This is a genomic window from Leifsonia sp. NCR5 (assembly GCF_002105485.1).
Taxonomy (GTDB): domain Bacteria; phylum Actinomycetota; class Actinomycetes; order Actinomycetales; family Microbacteriaceae; genus Leifsonia.
In genome coordinates this window covers 171,868-191,708 of sequence record NZ_NCSR01000001.1, presented here as the reverse complement: position 1 = coordinate 191,708, position 19,841 = coordinate 171,868, and the positions used below count along the sequence as shown (strand labels likewise).

Here is a 19,841-nt window from a genome sequence, read left to right as displayed (position 1 = left end):
ACCCAGACTGAGACCGCTACACTAGCCGGAGCCACCACCCAGAAGGAGTCCGCATTGAGCCCAGATAGCCGCCTGCTCGCAGGCCGATATCAGGTGGGCGAACTCATCGGACGGGGCGGCATGTCCGATGTGCACCGAGGCAAAGACACCCGCCTCGGCCGCACGGTCGCGATCAAGCTGCTCAAGCCGTCTCTGGCCACAGACCCGGCTTTCCGTACGCGTTTCCGCCAGGAGGCGCAGGCCGCGGCCCGCATGGCGCATCCCACGATCGTCCGCGTCTTCGACGCCGGCGAGGAGACCGTCCGCGAGCCGAACGGTCACGAGGCGCAGCTGCCCTTCATCGTCATGGAGTACGTCGACGGCGTGCTCCTCAAAGACCTGATCAAGAAGGGGCCGCTCGAGGTCTCCGAGGCCGTGCGCATCACCGAGGGCATCCTCACCGCGCTCGAGTACTCGCACCGCGCCGGCGTCGTGCACCGCGACATCAAGCCGGGCAACGTCATGATCACCAAGTCCGGCCAGGTCAAGGTCATGGACTTCGGGATCGCGCGCGCCATCAGCGACTCCTCGGCCACGGTGGCGCAGACCACCGCCATCCTCGGCACTGCCAGCTACTTCTCTCCGGAGCAGGCCAAGGGCGAGTCCGTGGATGCGCGCACCGACCTCTACTCCACCGGCGTGGTCCTCTTCGAGATGCTCACCGGCCGCCCGCCGTTCCGTGGGGACACCCCGGTCGCCGTCGCGTACCAGCACGTCAGCGAGGCGCCGGTCAAGCCGAGCTCCATCAACCACAAGATCTCCCCGGCGATGGACGTCGTCGTCGCCCGCGCGCTCACCAAGGACCGGTTCGAGCGCTACCAGACGGTCACCGAGTTCCGCGACGACCTCGAATTGGCCGCCTCGGGCAAGGTGCCCGTCCACAAGACCCCGGATGCGCTGGGCGAGACCCTCTTCGGCGCCCCGCCGAGCGTCGTGTCCGGCCCGGAGGCCGCGTTCCGCCAGCTCGCGGAAGACCAGACGATGGTCCGCACGCAGCGCCGCCCACCGGTCATCTGGATCTGGGCCGGTGTCGCGATCATGGCCGTCGTCATCGTCGCCGTGCTGGCGTGGGTGCTGCGGCTCGCGCCGAGCACCACGATGCCGGAGACCTCGCGCGAGGTGCCGAACCTGTCCGGCCAGACCCTCGACAAGGCCACCGCGCAGCTGCAGGACATGAAGCTCAAGTGGACGCAGGCGTCCGAGGCGAGTTCGACGTACCCGCAGGGCGAGGTCATCCGCACCGATCCTGGCGCAGGCATCGTCGTCGCCACCGGCGACACCATCACCGTCTACGTCTCGACCGGCAAGAAGACGGTCACCGTGCCCGACGTGCACAACATGACCACGGATGCGGCCAAGGCGGCCCTCGCCGCTGTCGGCCTCTCCGTCGGCCCCGTCACCACGACGAACTCGTCGACGGTCCCGGCCAACGTCGTCATCACCACCGACCCTGCCCCCAACGCCAACGCGCACGAGGGCGACGCCATCGCGCTCACGGTGTCGAGCGGCAAGGTCACGGTCACCGACCTCACCGGTCAGTCTCTGCAGGCGGCGACGGGCATCCTGTCGGATCTCGGCCTCACGGTGAACCCGAAACCGGATGCGACCTGCCCGCAAGACAAGGGAGCACCCCTGGTGCACACCCAGTCGCAGGTGGGCGACGTGCCGCAGGGCTCAGCGGTCGACCTGACCTACTGCTCGGGCTAAGTCAGCCCGACTAGACCAGCTTCACGAGCGGGTTCAGCGCACGGGATGCGTCGGCAGCGCCGTACAGTCCCGCCACCTCGAGCCAGTTGCCGAGCATCCGGTAGCCGCCCTCGGTGAGCACGGACTCCGGGTGGAACTGCACACCGTAGATCGGGGCCTCGCGGTGCCGCAGCGCCATGATCACGCCGCCGGGCGTGCGCGCGGTGACGATCAGGTCGTCCGGCATCGTGCCGTCGACGACCGCGAGCGAGTGGTACCTCGTGGCAGTGAAGGGCTGGCCGACGCCGTCGAAGAACGGGCTGTCGTCGTGGTTGACCTCGGAGGTCTTGCCGTGCATGAGCTCTTCGGCGTTGGTGACGACGCCGCCGAACGCCTCGGCGATGGCCTGGTGACCGAGGCAGACGCCGAGCAGCGGCATCCCGGTCTGCAGCGCGAGCTTCACGATCGGGATGGAGACCCCGGCGTCTGCAGGCTTGCCAGGGCCCGGCGACACCAGCACGGCGTCGTATTCGGTGAGGCGTGCCGGCAGGTCGGCTTCGGCGATGTCGTCGTTGCGGACGACGTCGGTCTGCGCTCCCAGCTCATGGAGGTAGCCGTTCAGCGTGTAGACGAAGCTGTCGTAGTTGTCGATGACGAGTACGCGGGTCACGGCCCCACGGTACCTTCCTGGGGGCCCAAGAGCGAATCAACCCAAGGGAACACCCAGGTGACGAGCGCCGCGAGCACCGCCACGAACAGCACGATCAGAATCAGGATGCGCACCCACACCGGTCCAGGCAGGATGCGCCATAGTGCGCCGTACATCGTCGTCACCCTCCGTTGGCCGCAACGGCGGCCGCGATCTCGCTGGGCACCTGCTGCATCGGTGCGTAGTCCTGGAACACGGTGTATGCGATCAGCCGCTCTCCCGCGTGGAACGGCGGGTTGCAGGTGGTGATCGTCATCAGGCGGTCGATCGGCGTCGCATCCGGTTGCCGCGGCACGGGCAGGATCACCTCGACGGCGCTCGGCTGCACGTACTCGAAGTTGCGGAACGTGTACGTGTACCAGCCGTCTTTGGTCTGCACGTAGATGCGGTCGCCGATATGCAGCTTGGACAGGTCGATGAAGGTGTTGCCCCATCCGCTGTCGTGCCCGGCGACCGCGAAGTTGCCGACCTGGCCGGGCATGGCCGTTCCCTTGTAGTGACCGACGCCGGCGTCGTAGCTGTTGAGCACCCGCTCGGTGTCGACGGTCTCCCGGATGGTGCGCTTCCAGTCCGCACCGAGCCGCGGGATGTAGATGACGGCGAACGGCTCGTAGTCAGCGGGCTCGGCCTGCACGGGAGGAGCGGGAGGCTGCGCGGTGTCCGTCGGTGTCGGCGTCGGGGTGGGGGCCTTCGCCGCCTCGTCCAGCCAGCGCTGGCTCTGCGCCTGCGCTGCGCCGGTCTGCTGGCCGGCAAGCACGAGGCTGTTCCACCAGATCTGCCAGCCGAGGAAGAGGAGCACGAGCACGCCGGCCGTGATGAGCAGCTCGCCCAGCACGCCGAAGAAGGTGACGCGTTGACGGGGGCGTCGACGTCGCCGGACCCGTCCGGGGGACGCAGTGGCGTCCTGCGGGAGGTTCGGGTCGGTCATATGTGTGATTCTAGGAGACTCCGCCTGTGTAATGGCACCGCGCATCCCTCGGAAAGTCCCCTGAAAGCGTGGGGAAGCTGACAGCGGAGTCCCACAGCCTCTCCCGCTACACTATGGAGCTATGGCACGCACCAAGTCGAAGACCAAGCCCGAGCGCACTGTCGCCCAGTCGGGCGAGGACGCCCCCAACCCTGTCTGGTTCAAGCCGGTGATGTTCGGCTTCATGCTTCTCGGGCTGGTGTGGATCATCGTCTTCTACGTGAGCCAGAACATGTATCCCATCCCGGCTCTCGGCGCGTGGAACATCCTCGTCGGCTTCGGCATCGCCTTCATCGGCTTCCTCATGACCACCCGCTGGCGCTGAGCCTTCGGCATATTCTCCACCCGGGATCGGCAGCAGCCGGTCCCGGGTTTTTTCATGCCCCGGCGGCCATGACGACCGAGTTATTCACAGGTGTCCTCCACAGTGAGGACAATCACACGGGTGTGGTTCTCCCCAGTGTTAATAAGCCTGTGGAGAGTTACACGGGTGTAATTATCCCCATTGTTAATAAGCCTGTGGATAACTTATCCACGCGTTGGGGAGGAATTACAGGAATCGGATCAGGCTCAGCGCGACGAGCAGCACGCACAGCACGATCAGGAGCGGCAGCTGCCAGCGACGGCGTGCGATGCTGCGCGTCTCGACGTAGATCAGCCCGACCAGCGCGCCGCCGATGAGGCCGCCGACGTGCGCCTGCCACGCGATCCCGAACTGCGGGATGAACCCGATCACCAGGTTGATGCCGACCAGCACCAGCAACTGGGTCGCGTTGCCGCCGAGGCGCCGCTGGATGATGAAGAACGCTCCGAGCATCCCGAAGATGGCACCGGATGCGCCGACGACCGGCTGCAGCGGATTGGCGATCAGCAGCACACCCACCGAGCCGGCGAAGCCGCTGGCGATGAACAGGGCGGCGAACCTGGCTCGGCCGAGCAGCGGCTCCAGCATCATTCCGAAGATCCACAGCGTGTACATGTTGAGCGCGATGTGCAGGATGCTGCCGTGCGTGAACACGGTGGTGAGCATCCGCCAGGGCTCGAACGCGATCGGCGTCGAGTAGACGCCCGCGTACTGCAGGGCTCCGGTGACCGTCGAACCGATCACCGGCAGCTGCTGCAAGATGAACACGACCACGCAGAGCGCGATGATCGCGTATGTGACGACGGGCGCGCCGCTGCCGGTCATCCTGGTGACCCAGGCCGGCTTGGTGCGCGGAGCCTCAGCCCGCTGCTGGGCCATGCACTCCGGGCAGATCACGCCGACAGCGGCGGGCGTCTGGCATTCGGGGCAGATCGTGCGACCGCACCGCTGGCAGAGCACGTAGCTCTGCCGGTCGGGGTGCCGATAGCAATAGGTCGCCCTGGCGTCGACGGGCTGAGACATCGTTCGACCCGCCCCCGCCGCTGCTAGACCTGCTCGACGGTGACCGACTCGATGACGACGTCGTCGAGCGGCCGGTCGCGTGCATCCGTCGGCAGCTCGGCGAGCTTGTCGACGACCTTGCGGGACGCCTCGTCTTCGACGGCGCCGAAGATGGAGTGCTTGCCCTGCAGCCACGTGGTGGGTGCGACGGTGATGAAGAACTGCGAGCCGTTGGTGCCGTGGCCGCCCTGGATTCCGGCGTTGGCCATGGCGAGGATGTACGGCTGCGTGAAGTCGAGCTCGGGGTTGATCTCGTCGTCGAACTGGTAGCCCGGTCCGCCGATGCCCTGGCCGAGCGGGTCGCCGCCCTGGATCATGAAGCCGGGGATGATGCGGTGGAAGACGACACCGTCGTACAGCGGGTCGGTGCTCTTCACGCCCGTGCCCGGGTGCGTCCACTCGATTTCACCGGTCGCCAGGCCGACGAAGTTCCTGACCGTCTTCGGTGCGTGGTTGCCGAAGAGGTTGACCTTGATGTCCCCGTAGTTAGTGTGGAGGGTGGCGACAGCGGTGTGCTTAGACATGGCACCAATTCTTGCACAGGGCTTCTCGGCTCTCGGGCCATCCACAGGCCTTTAGGTGGCAAGATGGAGTGAGTTCGCTACACGACGCAATGGAGGTCCAGATGAACCTGACACGGAAGCGGAAGAAGGAACTCAAGCGACTGCGCAGTAGCGCCGAGGAGCTTTGGGGTCAGCAGCAGGACGTGCTGGCGAATGCCAACGCGGTTGCCGCAGAGGCCCGCAAGCAGGCTGCCTACTACACACGCGAGGAGATCGCTCCGCGAGTGCGCGACGGGTACGAGCACTACGTGCGCCCGGCCACGCAGACCGCCGGCCGTGTCGCCGGCGTGGCACGCGAGCGCCTGGTCACCGACGTGATCCCCGCTGTGGGAACCCTCGTCGGCACGGCGATGTCCGTGGTCGACCACGCTCGGGATGCACGCGCACGCGCCTTCATCGGCGACGTGAAGAAGGCGGGCAAAGACGTGTCGAAGAAGGTCAAGGCCGCCACCAACGACTCGTCCGGCCCGGGAGCTGGGACGGTCATCGCAGTCGTCCTCGGCGCCATCGCCGCTGTCGGACTGCTCTACGCCGTGTGGCAGACCTTCCGCGCAGACGACGAACTCTGGGTCGCCGACGAAGAGCCCACGGCTCCCGCAGCCGAGTAGCAGCGACGTCGAAAGGGGTGGTGCCGGAGGGCGCCACCCCTTTCGCGTGCCGTCGCGCGTCCGCGACCTGGTGCTTTCCTCAGGGTCGATTGGGGGGATTCCCCGATACCGGGTCCGGCGGCGCACGGCCAGAATCGAAGCATGAACACTCTCTACCGTCCAACCTCCGGCCGCGTGCTCGGTGGGGTCTGCGCGGGACTCGCTCAGCGCTTCGGATGGAGCGCCACCACGGTGCGCGTCCTGTTCCTGCTCTCCTGCCTGCTCCCCGGCCCGCAGTTCATCGCGTACATCGCGATGTGGATCATCATCCCGTCGGAGCTCAAGCCCCGCCAGGCCTAGGCGAGCCCGGCCATCCCGAGCGCCACGTTGACGAGTTCGACCCTCCGCGACGGGATGCTGTGGAGCGGGAACCAGCGCGCCTCGTCGGTGGTGCCGTCCAGCTCGTTCGCGAGCGTGCCGCCCACCACGGATGCGCGGTAGACGATCCTGAGCGCGTGCAGCGGTCCGGCGTCGGCCGCGAACCGCGCTTCGGCGGGCACGATGTGCGAGTCGATGCCGAGCAGCTCGCCGGCGACCGCCTCATAGCCCGTCTCCTCCGCGATCTCGCGGACCACCGCATCCACCGGGTCTTCGCCGGGGTCGATGCCGCCGCCGGGCAGCGTCCAGCCGGAGCGACCGCCCTCGTTCCAGTGCGCAAGCAGGATCTTGCCGTCGTCGACGATGACCCCGTAGGCAGCGACCCTGATATCCATTCCGTTACCCTACTGCGCTTGTCGGTCGCACGCGGCAGACTGGATGCGTGCCTGAACTCCCCGAAGTCACGGCCCTCGCAGCCGACCTCGACGCGCGCCTCCGTGGCCGTGTCATCGACTCGCTGCGCATCGTCGCGTTCGCGGCACTCAAGACGTTCGATCCGCCGGTCTCCGCGGTCAGCGGTCTCACCATCGGCGGCGTGACGAGGCACGGCAAGTTCCTGGACATCTCGGCCGGCGACCTGCACATCGTGATGCACCTGGCCAGGGCGGGCTGGGTCCGCTGGCGGGATGCGCCGCCTCCCCCGCCCACCGGTCGCCCCGGGAAGGGCCCGCTGGCCGCGCGTCTCGTCCTCGACGACGGCACCGGGCTCGACATCACGGAGGCCGGCACCAAGAAGAGCCTGTCGATCTCCGTCGTCCACGATCCGGCCGATGTGCCCGGCGTGGCCAATCTCGGCCCCGACCCCCTGGCGCCGGAGTTCACGGAGGAGGTCTTCGCCGGCATCCTGGCCGGCGCCGGCCGCGCCCAGATCAAGGGTGTGCTGCGCAGCCAGTCGATCATCGCGGGAATCGGCAACGCGTACTCGGACGAGATCCTGCACACGGCACGCATGTCGCCGTTCAAGCCGGCCTCGATGTCTCCGGAGGAGGTCTCCCGCCTCTACGCCGCCATGCAGAGCACGCTCCGGGATGCGCTCGCCCGCGCCGACGGCCTCGCCGCCTCCGAGCTCAAGGGCGAGAAGAAGCTCGGGATGCAGGTGCACGGCCGCACGGGTCAGCCCTGTCCGGTCTGCGGCGACACGGTGCGCCAGGTGATCTTCGCCGACTCCACGCTGCAGTACTGCCCCACCTGCCAGACCGGGGGCAAGCCGCTGGCCGACCGCGTGCTGTCGCGGCTGCTCAAGTGACGGTCAGCAGTCGCAGCTGATCGCATCCACCGCCAGGGGCGCCGTCAGCTCGTCGGTGGGCCGCTCCACGGGGCCGAGGTCGTTCTCGATGCCGAGCCCTTCGCGTGCCCAGTACTCGAACCCGCCGATCATCTCCTTCACCGGGTATCCGAGCAGGCTGAACGCGAGCGCGGCTCGGGTGGAGCCGTTGCAGCCCGGACCCCAGCAGTAGACGACCACCGGAGTGCCCTCCGGGATGAGCGCTGCCGCCCGCTCCCGGATGTCCGCCGTCGGCAGGTGCACAGAGCCCGGGATGCGCGCCTGCGACCACGCAGCGTGCCCCCGGGAGTCGACGAGCACGAACCGCTCCCCCGCATCCCGTGCCGCTTTCACGTCAGACGGGTCGGTTTCGAAGTCGAGCTTCGCGGCGAAGTGGCGGGCGGCATCTGCGGCTGAAACGGTCATGAGCAACAGATTAGGGATGCGCGTGGCCGGTTTGAAGAGACGATCACCGGCATTCGGCCCTCACCGCCGGGGATGTGATGGCAGAATCGGCGCATGACCGCGAATCCCCCATACGTGACCGATTCGGTCGACGACGCCCTGCTCGCCGAGCTGCAGCGCGACGGCCGCCAGTCCATCGCCGAGCTGGCGCGGCGGGTGCACATGTCGAACTCCGCGGTGGCCGAACGGGTGCGCCGCCTGGAGGAGGCCGGAGTGATCGGCGGCTACCGGGCGCTGATCGACCCGGAACGCCTCGGCTACGGCATCCTCGCGTTCCTGCGTCTGCGCTACCCGAGCAGCGTGTACACGCCGCTGCACGACCTGCTCGCGGACACGCCGGAGGTCGTGGAGGCGCACCACGTCACCGGAGACGACTGCTTCATCCTGAAGGTGGTGGCCACCTCGATGCGGCACCTCGAACAGGTGAGCGGAAAGATCGGAACCCTCGGCAGCGTGACGACGAGCGTCTCGTATTCGAGCCCGTTCCCGACGCGGCCGATCGTGCCGCCGGCGGGATGAACGCGCGAGGAGAAGCAGGGGAAAAACTGTGGAGCCTAGGAGATTCGAACTCCTGACATCCTGCTTGCAAAGCAGGCGCTCTACCAACTGAGCTAAGGCCCCGAGGGGCTGCGATTCCGGAAGAACATCGTCTTCCGAATCACAGTGGTGGGGATACGAGGACTTGAACCTCGGACCTCTTCGTTATCAGCGAAGCGCTCTAACCGCCTGAGCTATATCCCCGATTGGGCAGATTAGAGACTACCTGATCTGCCCGGCCAATGCGAAATCGGCGGGTGCTGCTAGGGCATGTCTGACAAAGGTTCAGGATGGTGGGGTTCCTGTCAGGGATACGGCATGATGATCGGATGTCGATCTTCGTTGGCCTGAGCGCCTTTCCCCTTACGCCTCTGGTGGATGATCAGGTCGATGAGCGAGCGTTCGCGCGGTTGGTTGAGCGCCTTGTTGATGCCGGGGTGGACACGATAACGGCGCTTGGCTCAACCGGCTCGTATGCGTATCTGTCGCGGAACGAACGCGCCGTTGTCGCGCACCGGGCCGTCCAGACCGCCGGGGATGTACCGGTCTTCGTGGGAATCGGTGCGCTGCGTACTGGTCATGTGCTCGAGCACGCCGAGGATGCGCAGGCTGCCGGAGCACAGGGGCTGCTCCTTGCTCCGGTGAGCTATCAGGCGCTGACACGTGACGACGTTTACCGCCTGTTCGAAACAGTCGTGCAGCGGAGCGATGTTCCGGTGATCGTCTACGACAATCCGAGCACAACGCGCTTCACCTTCGACGACGATCTCTACTCCGCGATCGCACGCCTGGATGGGATCGCTTCGATCAAGATTCCAGGCGTGCCTGCGGACGAAGACGCGGCACGGAAGAGAGTGACCCAACTACGTGGCCTGCTTCCGGCGGATGTGACCATTGGCGTCTCTGGGGATCCCTTCGCTGCAGCTGGCCTCAATGCTGGATGCGATGCTTGGTACTCCGTCGTCGGTGGCACACTCCCGGCGGTCGCGGTCGGCTTGGCGCGTTCGGCTCTCGAAGGCAACGCGTCGGAAGCGCTACGGCGTTCTGCGGAACTGCAACCACTTTGGGACTGTTTCGCCCAGTACGGCAGTCTTCGTGTGATGGCGGCGATCGCCGAGCACCTTGGGCTGGTCAAACCCAGAAGTCTTCCGCTACCGATTCTTGGACTGGATGATGCCCAGCGCGCACGGCTTGACGTCGCGTTCAGGCTTGCCGAGTCAGAAGGCGCGTCCAAGCAATAACGGCGTTGAGGACGACCGCAGCGCGGTAGACGACGGCGTGCTTGTCGTATCTGGTGGCGATGCCCCGCCACTGTTTGATGTGGCAGTAGCCGCGTTCGACCACATTCCGGTTCTTGTAGTCGGCGCGGTCGACACTGACGGGTCTGCCGCCGCGTGATCCGCGCCGCTTGCGGTGCCCTTTCTGGTCGTCGGGCTCCGGGATGACGGCTTTGATCCCGCGGGAGCGCAGGTGGCCGCGGATCGCACGCGACGAGTACGCCTTATCGCCTCGCACGGCGTCGGGACGAGTTCGCGGCCGGCCGACATCACGGCCCACCTTCAGCTGCGCCATCAGCGGCAGGAATATCGGAGAGTCGTTCGCCTGCCCCGCGGTGATGAGCGCGACCAGCGGCAGCCCGTTGCCGTCGACGAGCTGATGGATCTTGCTCGACAGGCCGCCGCGGGAGCGGCCGATGCCGTGATCAGGCGGCTCGAGCCGCGGATTCGTGTAATTCGATCCAGCCCCCCGTGAGTCGGGTCGTGTTGGTCGCGTGCTGATGGGCGCGGGCGATCGTGGAGTCCACCGACAACGACCAATCGATCAGCCCCGCTGCATCCGCCGCGGCGGTGAGCTTGGCGTGCACCCGGTCCCAGGTGCCGTCGGCGGCCATCCGGTGGTGCCATGTCCACACTGTCTGCCACGGCCCGAACACCTCCGGCAGGTCACGCCACGCGATCCCCGTTCGATACCGGTACACGATCGCCTCGACCATCACCCTGGCGTCTGAGAACTTCCGGCCAGGCCTGCCCGTCGGACGCGGCAGCATCCCCTCGATCAACGACCACTGACCATCCGAGAGCACCTGAAACCGTGACACCCATCCAGACTCCCCGCCCGCGCCCTCAACCTTTGTCAGACACGCCCTAGTTGTTCGTGAAGCCGACGAGCAGGCCGCCGGTGATCTTCACAGAGAGGTTGTACAGCAAGGCGAAGACAGCGCCGAGCGCGGTGATCACGATGATGTCGAGGATCCCGACGACGAGCGAGAAGCCCATCACCTGGCCGAGGCCGAGGATCGACTTGAGGTCGCTTCCTCCTGCGCCCGAGATGTCCTTGAACAGGCTGTTGATCTGGTCGAAGATCCCCGTGCGGTCGAGGACCGTCCACACCAGGAACGTTCCGACGATCGCGATGATCGCCAGGCAGATCCCGGCCAGGAACGACAGCTTCACGGTCGACCAGAAGTCGATGTACACCAGCTTGAGTCGCACCTGCTTAGCGGACACGGGCCTCCGGGATGACTTCTTGGCGAGCTTTTCGGCAACACTACTGCTCATCTACGGTTTCTTCCTTCCCGACGTCACCAGATTCTTCGTCATCTTCCTGAGAATCAAGGTTTCGTTCGGTGTTCTTGGCCAGAGCGATGATCTTGTCGGACTCGGCAAAACGTGCAAAGACGACACCCATCGTGTCGCGGCCCTTGGCGGGTACCTCGGCCACGGAGGAGCGTACCACCTTGCCGCTGGCAAGAACCACAAGGACCTCGTCGTCGTCATCCACGATCAGCGCGCCGACCAGGTCGCCCCTGTCGTCGCTCAGTTTCGCGACCTTGATGCCCAGACCGCCGCGGTTCTGCAGGCGGTACTGGTCGACGGAGGTGCGCTTCGCGTACCCTCCCTCTGTCACCACGAACACGTATCCGTTGTCGGAGACGACGGATACGTCGAGCAGGGTGTCGTCGCCGCGGAAGTGCATCCCGATCACACCGGAGGTGGACCGGCCCATCGGGCGCAGCGCCTCGTCCGTCGCAGTGAACCGGATCGACATGCCCTTGCGCGAGACGAGGAGCAGGTCGGAGTCCTCGTCCACAAGCAGTGCGGAGACGAGCTCGTCCTCCTCGCGCAGCTTGATCGCGATGATGCCGCCGGAGCGGTTCGTGTCGTACTCGCTGAGCGCCGTCTTCTTGATCAGGCCGTCGCGGGTGGCGAGCACCAGGTACTTCGCCGCCTCGTAGTCGGGGATGTCGAGAATCTCGGCGATCTCCTCATCCGGCTGCATGGCGAGCAGGTTGGCGACGTGCTGGCCCTTGGCGTCGCGCCCGGCCTCCTGCAGCTCGTACGCCTTGGCCCGGTAGACGCGGCCCTTGGTCGAGAAGAACAGCAGCCAGTGGTGCGTGGTGGTGACGAAGAAGTGGTCGACCACGTCCTCGCCGCGCAGCTGGGCGCCCTTGACGCCCTTGCCGCCGCGGTGCTGGCTGCGGTAGTTGTCGCTGCGGGTGCGCTTGATGTAGCCGCCGCGGGTGACCGTGACCACCATCTCCTCTTCGGGGATGAGGTCTTCCATGCTCATGTCGCCGTCGAAGCCGAACATGATCTCGGTGCGGCGGTCGTCGCCGAAGCGGTCGACGATCTCGGTGAGCTCGTCGCTGACGATCGTGCGCTGGCGCACCGGGTCGGCGAGGATGGCCTGGAAGTCGGCGATCTCACGCTCGATCGCGTCGTGCTCGTCGATGATCTTCTGGCGTTCGAGGGCGGCCAGGCGGCGCAGCTGCATCGCGAGGATGGCGTCGGCCTGGATGTCGTCGACGTCGAGCAGGTCTTTCAAGCCGGCGCGGGCGTCGTCCACCGTCGGCGACCGACGGATGAGCGCGATGACCTCGTCGAGCGCATCCAGTGCCTTGAGGTAGCCACGCAGGATGTGCGCACGCTCCTCCGCCTTGCGCAGACGGTAGCGCGTGCGCCGGACGATGACCTCGATCTGGTGGTCGACCCACGCGGTGATGAAGCCGTCGAGGGCGAGCGTGCGGGGCACGTTGTCCACGATCGCGAGCATGTTCGCGCCGAAGTTCTCCTGCAGCTGCGTGTGCTTGTACAGGTTGTTCAGCACGACCTTGGCGACAGCATCCCGCTTCAGCACGATCACGAGGCGCTGGCCGGTGCGGCCGGAGGTCTCGTCGCGGATGTCGGCGATGCCGCCGATCTTGCCGTCCTTGACCAGGTCGGCGATCTTGATCGCCAGGTTGTCCGGGTTCACCTGGTACGGCAGCTCGGTGACCACCAGGCAGATGCGACCCTGGATCTCCTCGATGGCCACGACGGCACGCATCGTGATCGAGCCGCGGCCGGTGCGGTAGGTGTCCTGGATGCCCTTGACGCCCAGGATCTGCGCGCCGGTCGGGAAGTCCGGTCCCTTGATGCGCTTGATCAGCTCTTCGAGGAGTTCCTCGCGCGGCGTATCCGGGTTGGCCAGGTACCACAGCGCACCGTCCGCGACCTCGCGGAGGTTGTGCGGCGGGATGTTCGTGGCCATGCCGACCGCGATGCCGACCGAGCCGTTGACCAGCAGGTTCGGGAAGCGGGCGGGGAGGACAGCCGGCTCCTGGGTGCGACCGTCGTAGTTGTCCTGGAAGTCGACGGTCTCCTCGTCGATGTCCCGGACCATCTCCATGGCGAGCGGGGCCATCTTGGTCTCGGTGTATCGCGGCGCTGCAGCTCCGTCGTTGCCGGGGGAACCGAAGTTGCCCTGACCGAGCGCGAGCGGGTAGCGGAGGCTCCACGGCTGCACCAGGCGGACGAGCGCGTCGTAGATGGCCGAGTCGCCGTGCGGGTGGAACTGCCCCATCACGTCGCCGACCACGCGGGCGCACTTCGAGAACGCCTTGTCCGGACGGTATCCACCGTCGAACATCGCGTAGATCACACGGCGGTGCACCGGCTTGAGACCGTCACGCACCTCGGGCAGCGCACGCCCGATGATGACGCTCATGGCGTAGTCGAGGTAGGAGCGCTGCATCTCGGACTGCAGATCGACCTGGTCGATCCTGCCGTGGACGCCGAATCCGGCCCCTGCGGTGTCGTCGGTCACGATGTCGTCTCCGGGAATGCCGTCGATGTTGTCAGATGTCAAGGAAACGCACGTCCTTCGCGTTCTTCTGGATGAAATTACGGCGCGATTCGACGTCCTCGCCCATCAGCGTGGCGAAGATCTCGTCTGCGGCGGCCGCGTCGTCGAGGGTGACCTGCAGCAGCGTGCGGGTCTCGGGGCTCATCGTGGTCTCCCACAGCTCCTTGTAGTCCATCTCGCCGAGACCCTTGTAACGCTGCACGCCGTTGTCCTTCGGGATGCGCTTGCCCGCCGCGATCCCCTCGGCCAGGAACGCGTCGCGCTCCCGGTCGGAGTAGACGTACTCGTGCTCGGCGTTCGTCCACTTGAGCCGGTAGAGCGGCGGCTGCGCGAGGTAGACGTAGCCGAGCTCGATCAGCGGGCGCATGTAGCGGAAGAGGAGCGTCAGCAGGAGCGTCGTGATGTGCTGGCCGTCGACATCGGCATCCGCCATCAGCACGATCTTGTGATAGCGCGCCTTCTCGGGGTTGAAGTCCTCGCCGATGCCGGCGCCGAACGCCGTGATCATGGCCTGGACCTCGTTGTTGGCGAGGGCGCGATCGAGTCGCGCCTTCTCCACGTTCAGGATCTTGCCGCGGAGCGGGAGGATCGCCTGCGTCTCCGGGTTGCGGCCCTGCACGGCCGAGCCGCCTGCCGAGTCTCCCTCGACGATGAAGATCTCGGAGATCGACGGATCCTTGGACTGGCAGTCCTTGAGCTTGCCAGGCATCCCGCCGCCCTCGAGCAGCCCCTTGCGGCGAGCGGTCTCGCGGGCCTTGCGGGCGGCGAGCCTGGCGGTCGCAGCCTGCAGCGCCTTGCGGATGATCTCCTTGGCCTGGTTGGGGTTGCGATCGAACCAGTCGCCGAGCTGATCGCCGACGACCTTCTGCACGAACGCCTTCGCCTCGGTGTTGCCGAGCTTGGTCTTCGTCTGGCCCTCGAACTGCGGCTCGGACAGCTTCACGGAGATGACGGCGGTGAGACCCTCGCGCACGTCGTCTCCGGAGAGGTTGTCGTCCTTCTCCTTCAGGATGTTCTTCTCGCGCGCATACCGGTTCACCAGCGTGGTGAGTGCGGCACGGAAACCCTCTTCGTGGGTTCCGCCCTCGTGCGTGTTGATCGTGTTCGCGTAGGTGAAGACGCTCTCGTTGTAGCTCGTCGTCCACTGCATCGCGACCTCGAGCGCGATCTTGCGCTCGGTGTCCTCCGACTCGAACGCGATGATCTCGTCGTGCACGACCTCGGCCTTCTTGGCGGAGTTGAGGTAGTGGACGTAGTCGATCAGGCCCTGCTCGTAGAGGAAGACCTCGGAGCGCGGCTCCTCCTGCCCCTCTTCGAGACGCTCGTCCGTCAGCGCGATACGAAGCCCCTTGTTGAGGAACGCCATCTGCTGGAAGCGGGTGCGCAGCGTGTCGTAGTCGAAGACGATCGACTCGAACGTGTCGGGGCTCGGCCAGAACGTGATGGTCGTGCCTGTCGCATCCGTCTCCTCGCCCATCTCGAGCGGAGCCTGCGGAACACCGTTGCGGTAGCTCTGGCGGTAGACGTTGCCCTGGCGGCTGACCTCGACGTCGAGCCGGGAGGACAGTGCGTTCACCACGGAGCTGCCGACGCCGTGCAGACCACCGGAGACCGCGTATCCGCCGCCTCCGAACTTTCCGCCGGCGTGCAGGATCGTGAGGACGACCTCCACGGTCGACTTGCCCTCGACGGGGTGGATGTCGACCGGGATGCCGCGACCGTTGTCGATGACGCGCACGCCGCCGTCGGCGAGGATCGTCACATCGATGTTGTCGGCGTGACCGGCCAGTGCCTCGTCGACGGAGTTGTCGACGATCTCCTGCACGAGGTGGTGGAGTCCACGGGGACCGGTCGAACCGATGTACATTCCGGGTCGCTTGCGTACGGCTTCGAGACCTTCGAGAACCTGGATCTCATTCGCGCCGTAGTCGTGTTCCGACTCAGCCTTGCTCGGTTCCATCGTCATATGAAATTAGGCTCCTGACCGCACTCAGTAGTGACCTATTCATTCTACCAAGCACGGCGCGTCGATATGGCCGAAATCGCCCGTCTGACGCGTTGTTTTCCGCCTATTGACCTCTTTTGTGCACTCAACCGTAAGTATCGCGCGGGCCACGCCCTGGAATCGACCTGGGGCCTCTTTTCCAGGAGGGGGCGTCTGGGCCTTGAAAACGGATCGACTGGATGTCCGCATCCGGGAACCGATCCGCGATCCTCGCGAGCAGGTCGGAGCGCATGATCCGCAGCTGCGTCGCCCACGCCGTCGATTCGCAGCGCACGGTGAGGACGCCGTCGGTGATGCCCTCCGGAGTCGCGTGCTTCGCGGTCTCCTCGCCGGCCAGTTCGAGCCATCCCTCGAGGAGGTCGGACTGGGCCAGAGGCGAGACCCAGCCGAGCTGGACGGCGAGCGCGTCCACCACGTCTCCGAGTCCGCGGGGGTCGCGGCCCTTCCCGAACGGCTGGCTCGCGGACGGGTCGACGTCCTTCTTCTTGACACGACGGCTGCGGGTGGTGGGCGCACCGCCGAAGAGCTCGCGCATCCTGAGATAGGTGGCGGACGCATCCGAGAGCGGAGCCGGGTCGAGCGATGCCCTCTGCTCAGCCATCGGTCTCTCCCTTCTCCTTCTCTGCGTTCTCCGGTGTTCCGTCCACGACGGCTCCCGCTTCGATCCGCACGGTGTGCGCGGTCAGGCCGTCAGGAACGTCGTCGAACACGGCCGCCGTGATGAGCACCTGCTCGTAACCCTCTACGGCGGTTGCAAGCATCCTACGTCGAGCCTGGTCCAGCTCGGCGAACACATCGTCGAGGATCAGCACAGGGTCGCCGGTGTTCGACTCGCGCCTCAGCAGCTCGGCGGATGCGAGCTTGAGCGCGAGCGCGAACGACCAGGACTCGCCATGGCTGGCGTAGCCCTTGGCCGGAAGTCCGTTGAGCTCGAACAGCACATCGTCGCGGTGCGGGCCGATGAGGGTGAGCCCGCGGTCGAGCTCCTTGCGTCGCACGGCGGCGAGGGCCTGACGGAACGCATCGACCGTGGCGACACCGGATGAGTCGGTTACAGCGTCGGCCGGTCCCCCGTCGTCGGCGTCCTCCACCTCTGCGCCGCGGACGGTCAGCAGCGGGATGAGCCGCGGGTGGTGATCGTCGCCGGCCACCGAGCGGTATGCGGTGGTGAGCGGATCGGTGAGGCGCGCGATCAGGTCGAGCCGCGCATCCACCAGTTCGGAGCCCAGTGCGACCAGCCGCTCGTCCCAGATCTCGAGGGTTCCGAGCTGGTTCTCCTTGACTCCGGATGCGCGCGCCGACTTGAGCAGCGTGTTCCGCTGCTTGAGCACCCGCTCGTAGTCGGACAGCACCCCGGCGAACCGCGGGTTCCGCTGCACCAGCAGCTGGTCGACGAAACGACGCCGGATGCTCGGCTCGCCTCGCACCAGCGCCAGGTCTTCTGGGGCGAACAGCACGCTGGAGAAGTACCGAGGAAGCTCGCGGGTCTTGATCGCCGACCTGTTCACCTGCGCCCGGTTGGCCGAGCCGCGGTTCAACTGCAGCTCGACCAGCAGCTCCCTGCCATCGTGCTGGATGCGGGTGCGCACGATCGCGGACTCCGCACCCTGCCGGATCATGGCCTGGTCGCTCGACACCCGATGGGACCCGAGGGTGCTCAGGTAGCCGAGCGACTCGACCAGATTCGTCTTGCCCTGGCCGTTGCGGCCGACGAAGAGGTTCGCGCCGGCCGCAAGCGTCACTTCCGCCGTGCGGTAGTTGCGGAAGTCGGTCAGGGAAAGATGTGTAACTCTCAAAGAGGGTTAGTCCACGGCCTTCACGGCGTGACCGCCGAACTGGTTGCGCAGGGCAGCCACGGCCTTCATCGCCGGGGAGTCCTCCTGGCGCGAGACGAACCGCGCGAAGATCGACGCGCTGATCGTGGGGACGGGCACCGCGTTGGCGAGTGCCTCCTCGACGGTCCAGCGACCCTCGCCGGAGTCCTGAACATATCCCTCGATGTGCTCGAACTCGGGGTCCTGCTCCAGCGCGCGCACCAGCAGGTCGAGCAGCCAGGAGCGGACGACGGTTCCACGCTGCCACGCCTTGAACGTGCCAGTGACGTCCTTGACGATGTCCTTGCGGGTGTCGAGGAGTTCATACCCTTCGGCGTATGCCTGCATCAGCGCGTACTCGATGCCGTTGTGCACCATCTTGGCGTAGTGCCCAGCGCCGACCTCGCCCACGTGGACGAAGCCCTCGTCGCGCGGCCCCTCCGGGCGGAGTGCGTCGAAGACGGGCATGACGCGCTCGACCTGGTCCTTGCTGCCTCCGACCATCAGGCCGTAGCCGTTGTCGAGGCCCCAAACTCCGCCGGAGACGCCGGCATCCATGAAGTCGATGCCCTTCGGCGCCAGCTGCTCGGAGTGCTTGAAGTCTTCGGTGAAGCGCGAGTTGCCGCCGTCGATCACGAGGTCGCCCTTTTCGAGGAGCGGTTCGAGATCGGTGATGACCGCGTCCGTGATCTTCCCGGCCGGGACCATGACCCACACCGTGCGCGGTGCGGGGAGCGCTGCGACGAGGGTGGCGAGGGTGGCGACGTCCGAGACCTCGGGGTTCGTGTCGTAGCCGGTCACCTCGATGCCGTTCTTCTCGAGGCGGGCGCGCATGTTGTTGCCCATTTTTCCGAGACCGACGAGGCCGATGTGCATGATTGTCCTTCTTCTCTGTTCGAGCGGACGGCGGGTTACCTGAGCAGCAGGTTGGGCTGCAGGAGGTACTTGTAGTTGTCCGCGCCTGCCTGGTCCTTTGACGTCTGGCTCGTGATCAGCACAGGACCGGGCTTGTTGGGGTTTTCGGTCTTGGTGAAGGAAATGCGCACGAATTCCGAGTGCACGGCACCGAGACCATCGAGCAGGAACTGCGGCTTCAACGAAACCACCGTTTCCTGGCCAGTGAGGAGAGCGTCGATGCTCTCGGATGCTTGAGCCTGCTCCGAACCGATGGCTTCGAGCGTCAGCCCGTCGGCGGAGAAGGTGTAACGGAGGGCGGCCTCGCGCTCGAGCACGAGGGAGACACGCCTGGTCGCCTCGATGAGCTCGGCGGTGTTGATGACCGCGTAGTTGTCGACCTGCTCGGGGAAGAGCCGGCGCACGGGCGGGAAGTTGCCCTTGATCAGCAGGGAGGTGACGGTCTTCTTGTCTGCCGTGAACGCGATCAGCTCGCGGTCGTCCCTGTTCGTGATCGAGACGGCGATGGTGCCGCTGTGGCCGAGCGTCTTACCGATCTCGGTGAGGGTGCGCGCGGGAACCAGCGCGGTGACGGGCTCGCCCGAAGTGGTGCCGTTGTCCCAGTTGATCTCCCGCACGGCCACGCGGTAGCGGTCCGTGGCCACGAGGCCGAGCGTGTTGTCGCCGACTTCGAGCTGCACGCCGGTGATGACCGGGGTGACGTCGTCCCTGGATGCTGCAACCCCGACTTGAGCGACGGCCTCGGCGAACTCTTCGGCAGGGACGAGCCCGGCATCCCCGCTGACCTGCGGGATGCTCGGATATTCCTCGACCGGCATGGAGAGCAGGGTGAAGTTGGCCGATCCGGCGCGGACGACGATCTTGGAGTCCTCTGTCGAGAACTGCACGGGAGCATTCGGAAGCTTCGATGCGATCTCGGCTAGGAGGCGCCCGGAGACGAGCACACGACCCGGTTCTTCGACCTCGGCCGCGATCTCGGTCTGTGCGGAGACTTCGTAGTCGAACGACGAAAGCTGCAGTCCCGTCTCGGTCGTCTCGATCAGCACACCACTCAGGATGGGGAGCGTCGTCCTCTGGGGAAGGAGCTTCACGGCGAAGGAGACGGCTTCACTGAATACATCCCGGTTGGCTTGGAACTTCACGAAGTCACCTCTGTCGTCGGCGGGAAATGGATCGTGACAAATCCTAGCGCCTGCCCTCGGCGCGAGAAATTGTGATTCGAGCGATCGGGGTTCAGGTTGTCGGCCGCCCTATTCAGAAGACTTAATGATTAATGGTGTTAACCGCTGTGGAAACTGTGGA

The 19,841-nt window shown here is 66.1% G+C and carries 22 protein-coding genes and 2 tRNA genes; 7 read left to right on the top strand and 17 right to left on the bottom strand.

What is annotated here, in order from left to right; all coding sequences use genetic code 11:
• The first annotated feature begins 54 nt into the window (after positions 1-54).
• A complete protein-coding gene (pknB, locus tag B7438_RS00970; protein WP_256921817.1) occupies positions 55-1,746 on the top strand; it encodes a Stk1 family PASTA domain-containing Ser/Thr kinase in 1,692 nt (563 codons plus the stop codon).
• 10 nt (positions 1,747-1,756) lie between these two features.
• Here the strand turns inward: pknB and B7438_RS00965 are convergent, their stop codons facing one another.
• Genes B7438_RS00965 through B7438_RS00960 form a run of 3 tightly spaced genes read right to left on the bottom strand, consistent with a single transcriptional unit; the run spans position 1,757 to position 3,362 of the window.
• Positions 1,757-2,395, bottom strand: coding sequence for an aminodeoxychorismate/anthranilate synthase component II (locus tag B7438_RS00965; RefSeq protein ID WP_085367463.1), 639 nt, complete (start codon positions 2,393-2,395; stop codon positions 1,757-1,759).
• On the bottom strand, positions 2,392-2,550 hold the full coding sequence (locus B7438_RS20145; protein ID WP_143465528.1) for a DUF4175 domain-containing protein: 159 nt from the start codon (positions 2,548-2,550) through the stop codon (positions 2,392-2,394). The genes B7438_RS00965 and B7438_RS20145 overlap by 4 nt, the downstream gene beginning before the upstream one ends.
• A 5-nt stretch (positions 2,551-2,555) precedes the next feature.
• Positions 2,556-3,362, bottom strand: coding sequence for a class E sortase (locus tag B7438_RS00960; RefSeq protein WP_085367462.1), 807 nt, complete (start codon positions 3,360-3,362; stop codon positions 2,556-2,558).
• Between the two features lie 121 nt (positions 3,363-3,483).
• On the opposite strand from B7438_RS00960, the gene B7438_RS00955 reads away from it, so the two are divergent.
• Positions 3,484-3,726: a cell division protein CrgA gene (locus B7438_RS00955; protein WP_055897136.1), complete on the top strand. Its 243-nt coding sequence runs from the start codon at positions 3,484-3,486 to the stop codon at positions 3,724-3,726.
• A 225-nt stretch (positions 3,727-3,951) separates the two neighbouring features.
• Here the strand turns inward: B7438_RS00955 and B7438_RS00950 are convergent, their stop codons facing one another.
• Complete coding sequence (locus B7438_RS00950; RefSeq protein WP_085367461.1) at positions 3,952-4,788, bottom strand: rhomboid family intramembrane serine protease; 837 nt, start codon at positions 4,786-4,788, stop codon at positions 3,952-3,954.
• A 23-nt stretch (positions 4,789-4,811) separates the two neighbouring features.
• Positions 4,812-5,351, bottom strand: coding sequence for a peptidylprolyl isomerase (locus B7438_RS00945; RefSeq protein WP_085367460.1), 540 nt, complete (start codon positions 5,349-5,351; stop codon positions 4,812-4,814).
• A gap of 101 nt (positions 5,352-5,452) precedes the next feature.
• Here B7438_RS00945 and B7438_RS00940 point away from each other — a divergent pair, with 101 nt between their 5' ends.
• Together B7438_RS00940 and B7438_RS00935 are read left to right on the top strand one after the other, a co-directional pair.
• Entirely contained in the window at positions 5,453-5,998 is a 546-nt protein-coding gene (locus B7438_RS00940; RefSeq protein WP_085367654.1) for a hypothetical protein, read from the top strand.
• A 141-nt stretch (positions 5,999-6,139) separates the two neighbouring features.
• Positions 6,140-6,337 carry a PspC domain-containing protein gene (locus B7438_RS00935; RefSeq protein ID WP_085367459.1) on the top strand — a complete coding sequence of 66 codons (198 nt, stop codon included), beginning with the start codon at positions 6,140-6,142 and terminating at the stop codon, positions 6,335-6,337.
• Here B7438_RS00935 and B7438_RS00930 read toward each other — a convergent pair.
• Positions 6,334-6,750, bottom strand: a complete 417-nt coding sequence (locus B7438_RS00930; RefSeq protein ID WP_085367458.1) for an NUDIX hydrolase — start codon at positions 6,748-6,750, stop codon at positions 6,334-6,336. The two genes, B7438_RS00935 and B7438_RS00930, sit on opposite strands and share 4 nt — an antisense overlap.
• A gap of 47 nt (positions 6,751-6,797) precedes the next feature.
• On the opposite strand from B7438_RS00930, the gene B7438_RS00925 reads away from it, so the two are divergent.
• Complete coding sequence (locus B7438_RS00925; protein ID WP_085367457.1) at positions 6,798-7,661, top strand: Fpg/Nei family DNA glycosylase; 864 nt, start codon at positions 6,798-6,800, stop codon at positions 7,659-7,661.
• A 3-nt stretch (positions 7,662-7,664) separates the two neighbouring features.
• Here the strand turns inward: B7438_RS00925 and B7438_RS00920 are convergent, their stop codons facing one another.
• Positions 7,665-8,105 (bottom strand): rhodanese-like domain-containing protein, encoded by a 441-nt coding sequence (locus B7438_RS00920; protein WP_085367456.1) that lies wholly within the window; start codon positions 8,103-8,105, stop codon positions 7,665-7,667.
• Positions 8,106-8,198: 93 nt separating this feature from the next.
• Between B7438_RS00920 and B7438_RS00915 the strand changes: the two genes are divergently transcribed.
• Positions 8,199-8,663 (top strand): Lrp/AsnC family transcriptional regulator, encoded by a 465-nt coding sequence (locus B7438_RS00915; RefSeq protein ID WP_085367455.1) that lies wholly within the window; start codon positions 8,199-8,201, stop codon positions 8,661-8,663.
• Positions 8,664-8,692: 29 nt separating this feature from the next.
• Here the strand turns inward: B7438_RS00915 and B7438_RS00910 are convergent.
• Positions 8,693-8,765 (bottom strand) — tRNA-Ala (locus B7438_RS00910).
• Between the two features lie 43 nt (positions 8,766-8,808).
• Positions 8,809-8,885, bottom strand: a tRNA-Ile gene (locus B7438_RS00905).
• Between the two features lie 131 nt (positions 8,886-9,016).
• Between B7438_RS00905 and B7438_RS00900 the strand changes: the two genes are divergently transcribed.
• Positions 9,017-9,922: a dihydrodipicolinate synthase family protein gene (locus B7438_RS00900; protein ID WP_218775122.1), complete on the top strand. Its 906-nt coding sequence runs from the start codon at positions 9,017-9,019 to the stop codon at positions 9,920-9,922.
• On the opposite strand, the gene B7438_RS00895 is transcribed toward B7438_RS00900, so the two are convergent.
• The 8 genes from B7438_RS00895 to dnaN form a co-directional block, all read right to left on the bottom strand.
• A protein-coding gene (locus B7438_RS00895) for an IS5 family transposase (RefSeq protein WP_143465492.1) occupies positions 9,885-10,779 on the bottom strand; the annotation gives its coding sequence in 2 pieces (ribosomal slippage) (positions 9,885-10,427 and positions 10,429-10,779; 894 coding nt in all). The genes B7438_RS00900 and B7438_RS00895 overlap by 38 nt on opposite strands.
• 46 nt (positions 10,780-10,825) lie before the next feature.
• Positions 10,826-11,239: a DUF3566 domain-containing protein gene (locus tag B7438_RS00890; protein WP_085367453.1), complete on the bottom strand. Its 414-nt coding sequence runs from the start codon at positions 11,237-11,239 to the stop codon at positions 10,826-10,828.
• Positions 11,229-13,766 (bottom strand): DNA gyrase subunit A, encoded by a 2,538-nt coding sequence (gene gyrA / locus B7438_RS00885; RefSeq protein WP_085367653.1) that lies wholly within the window; start codon positions 13,764-13,766, stop codon positions 11,229-11,231. Before gyrA ends, B7438_RS00890 begins: the two co-directional genes overlap by 11 nt.
• Positions 13,767-13,797: 31 nt before the next feature.
• A complete protein-coding gene (gyrB, locus tag B7438_RS00880; RefSeq protein ID WP_085367452.1) occupies positions 13,798-15,771 on the bottom strand; it encodes a DNA topoisomerase (ATP-hydrolyzing) subunit B in 1,974 nt (657 codons plus the stop codon).
• 124 nt (positions 15,772-15,895) lie between these two features.
• On the bottom strand, positions 15,896-16,411 hold the full coding sequence (locus B7438_RS00875) for a DUF721 domain-containing protein (RefSeq protein ID WP_085367451.1): 516 nt from the start codon (positions 16,409-16,411) through the stop codon (positions 15,896-15,898).
• A complete protein-coding gene (gene recF / locus B7438_RS00870; RefSeq protein ID WP_085367450.1) occupies positions 16,404-17,606 on the bottom strand; it encodes a DNA replication/repair protein RecF in 1,203 nt (400 codons plus the stop codon). The genes B7438_RS00875 and recF overlap by 8 nt, the downstream gene beginning before the upstream one ends.
• A 6-nt stretch (positions 17,607-17,612) precedes the next feature.
• Entirely contained in the window at positions 17,613-18,500 is an 888-nt protein-coding gene (gene gnd, locus B7438_RS00865; RefSeq protein WP_085367449.1) for a phosphogluconate dehydrogenase (NAD(+)-dependent, decarboxylating), read from the bottom strand.
• Between the two features lie 35 nt (positions 18,501-18,535).
• Positions 18,536-19,681, bottom strand: a complete 1,146-nt coding sequence (dnaN, locus tag B7438_RS00860; RefSeq protein WP_085367448.1) for a DNA polymerase III subunit beta — start codon at positions 19,679-19,681, stop codon at positions 18,536-18,538.
• Positions 19,682-19,841 lie beyond the last annotated feature (160 nt).

Bases quoted from the DNA above. Each gene is read 5' to 3' on its own strand.
- B7438_RS20145 (WP_143465528.1), bottom strand. From the start codon at position 2,550: ATGTACGGCGCACTATGGCGCATCCTGCCTGGACCGGTGTGGGTGCGC.
- B7438_RS00960 (WP_085367462.1), bottom strand. From the start codon at position 3,362: ATGACCGACCCGAACCTCCCGCAGGACGCCACTGCGTCCCCCGGACGG.
- B7438_RS00955 (WP_055897136.1), top strand. From the start codon at position 3,484: ATGGCACGCACCAAGTCGAAGACCAAGCCCGAGCGCACTGTCGCCCAG.
- B7438_RS00950 (WP_085367461.1), bottom strand. From the start codon at position 4,788: ATGTCTCAGCCCGTCGACGCCAGGGCGACCTATTGCTATCGGCACCCC.
- B7438_RS00945 (WP_085367460.1), bottom strand. From the start codon at position 5,351: ATGTCTAAGCACACCGCTGTCGCCACCCTCCACACTAACTACGGGGAC.
- B7438_RS00940 (WP_085367654.1), top strand. From the start codon at position 5,453: ATGAACCTGACACGGAAGCGGAAGAAGGAACTCAAGCGACTGCGCAGT.
- B7438_RS00935 (WP_085367459.1), top strand. From the start codon at position 6,140: ATGAACACTCTCTACCGTCCAACCTCCGGCCGCGTGCTCGGTGGGGTC.
- B7438_RS00930 (WP_085367458.1), bottom strand. From the start codon at position 6,750: ATGGATATCAGGGTCGCTGCCTACGGGGTCATCGTCGACGACGGCAAG.
- B7438_RS00920 (WP_085367456.1), bottom strand. From the start codon at position 8,105: ATGACCGTTTCAGCCGCAGATGCCGCCCGCCACTTCGCCGCGAAGCTC.
- B7438_RS00915 (WP_085367455.1), top strand. From the start codon at position 8,199: ATGACCGCGAATCCCCCATACGTGACCGATTCGGTCGACGACGCCCTG.
- B7438_RS00890 (WP_085367453.1), bottom strand. From the start codon at position 11,239: ATGAGCAGTAGTGTTGCCGAAAAGCTCGCCAAGAAGTCATCCCGGAGG.
- gyrB (WP_085367452.1), bottom strand. From the start codon at position 15,771: ATGACGATGGAACCGAGCAAGGCTGAGTCGGAACACGACTACGGCGCG.
- B7438_RS00875 (WP_085367451.1), bottom strand. From the start codon at position 16,411: ATGGCTGAGCAGAGGGCATCGCTCGACCCGGCTCCGCTCTCGGATGCG.
- gnd (WP_085367449.1), bottom strand. From the start codon at position 18,500: ATGCACATCGGCCTCGTCGGTCTCGGAAAAATGGGCAACAACATGCGC.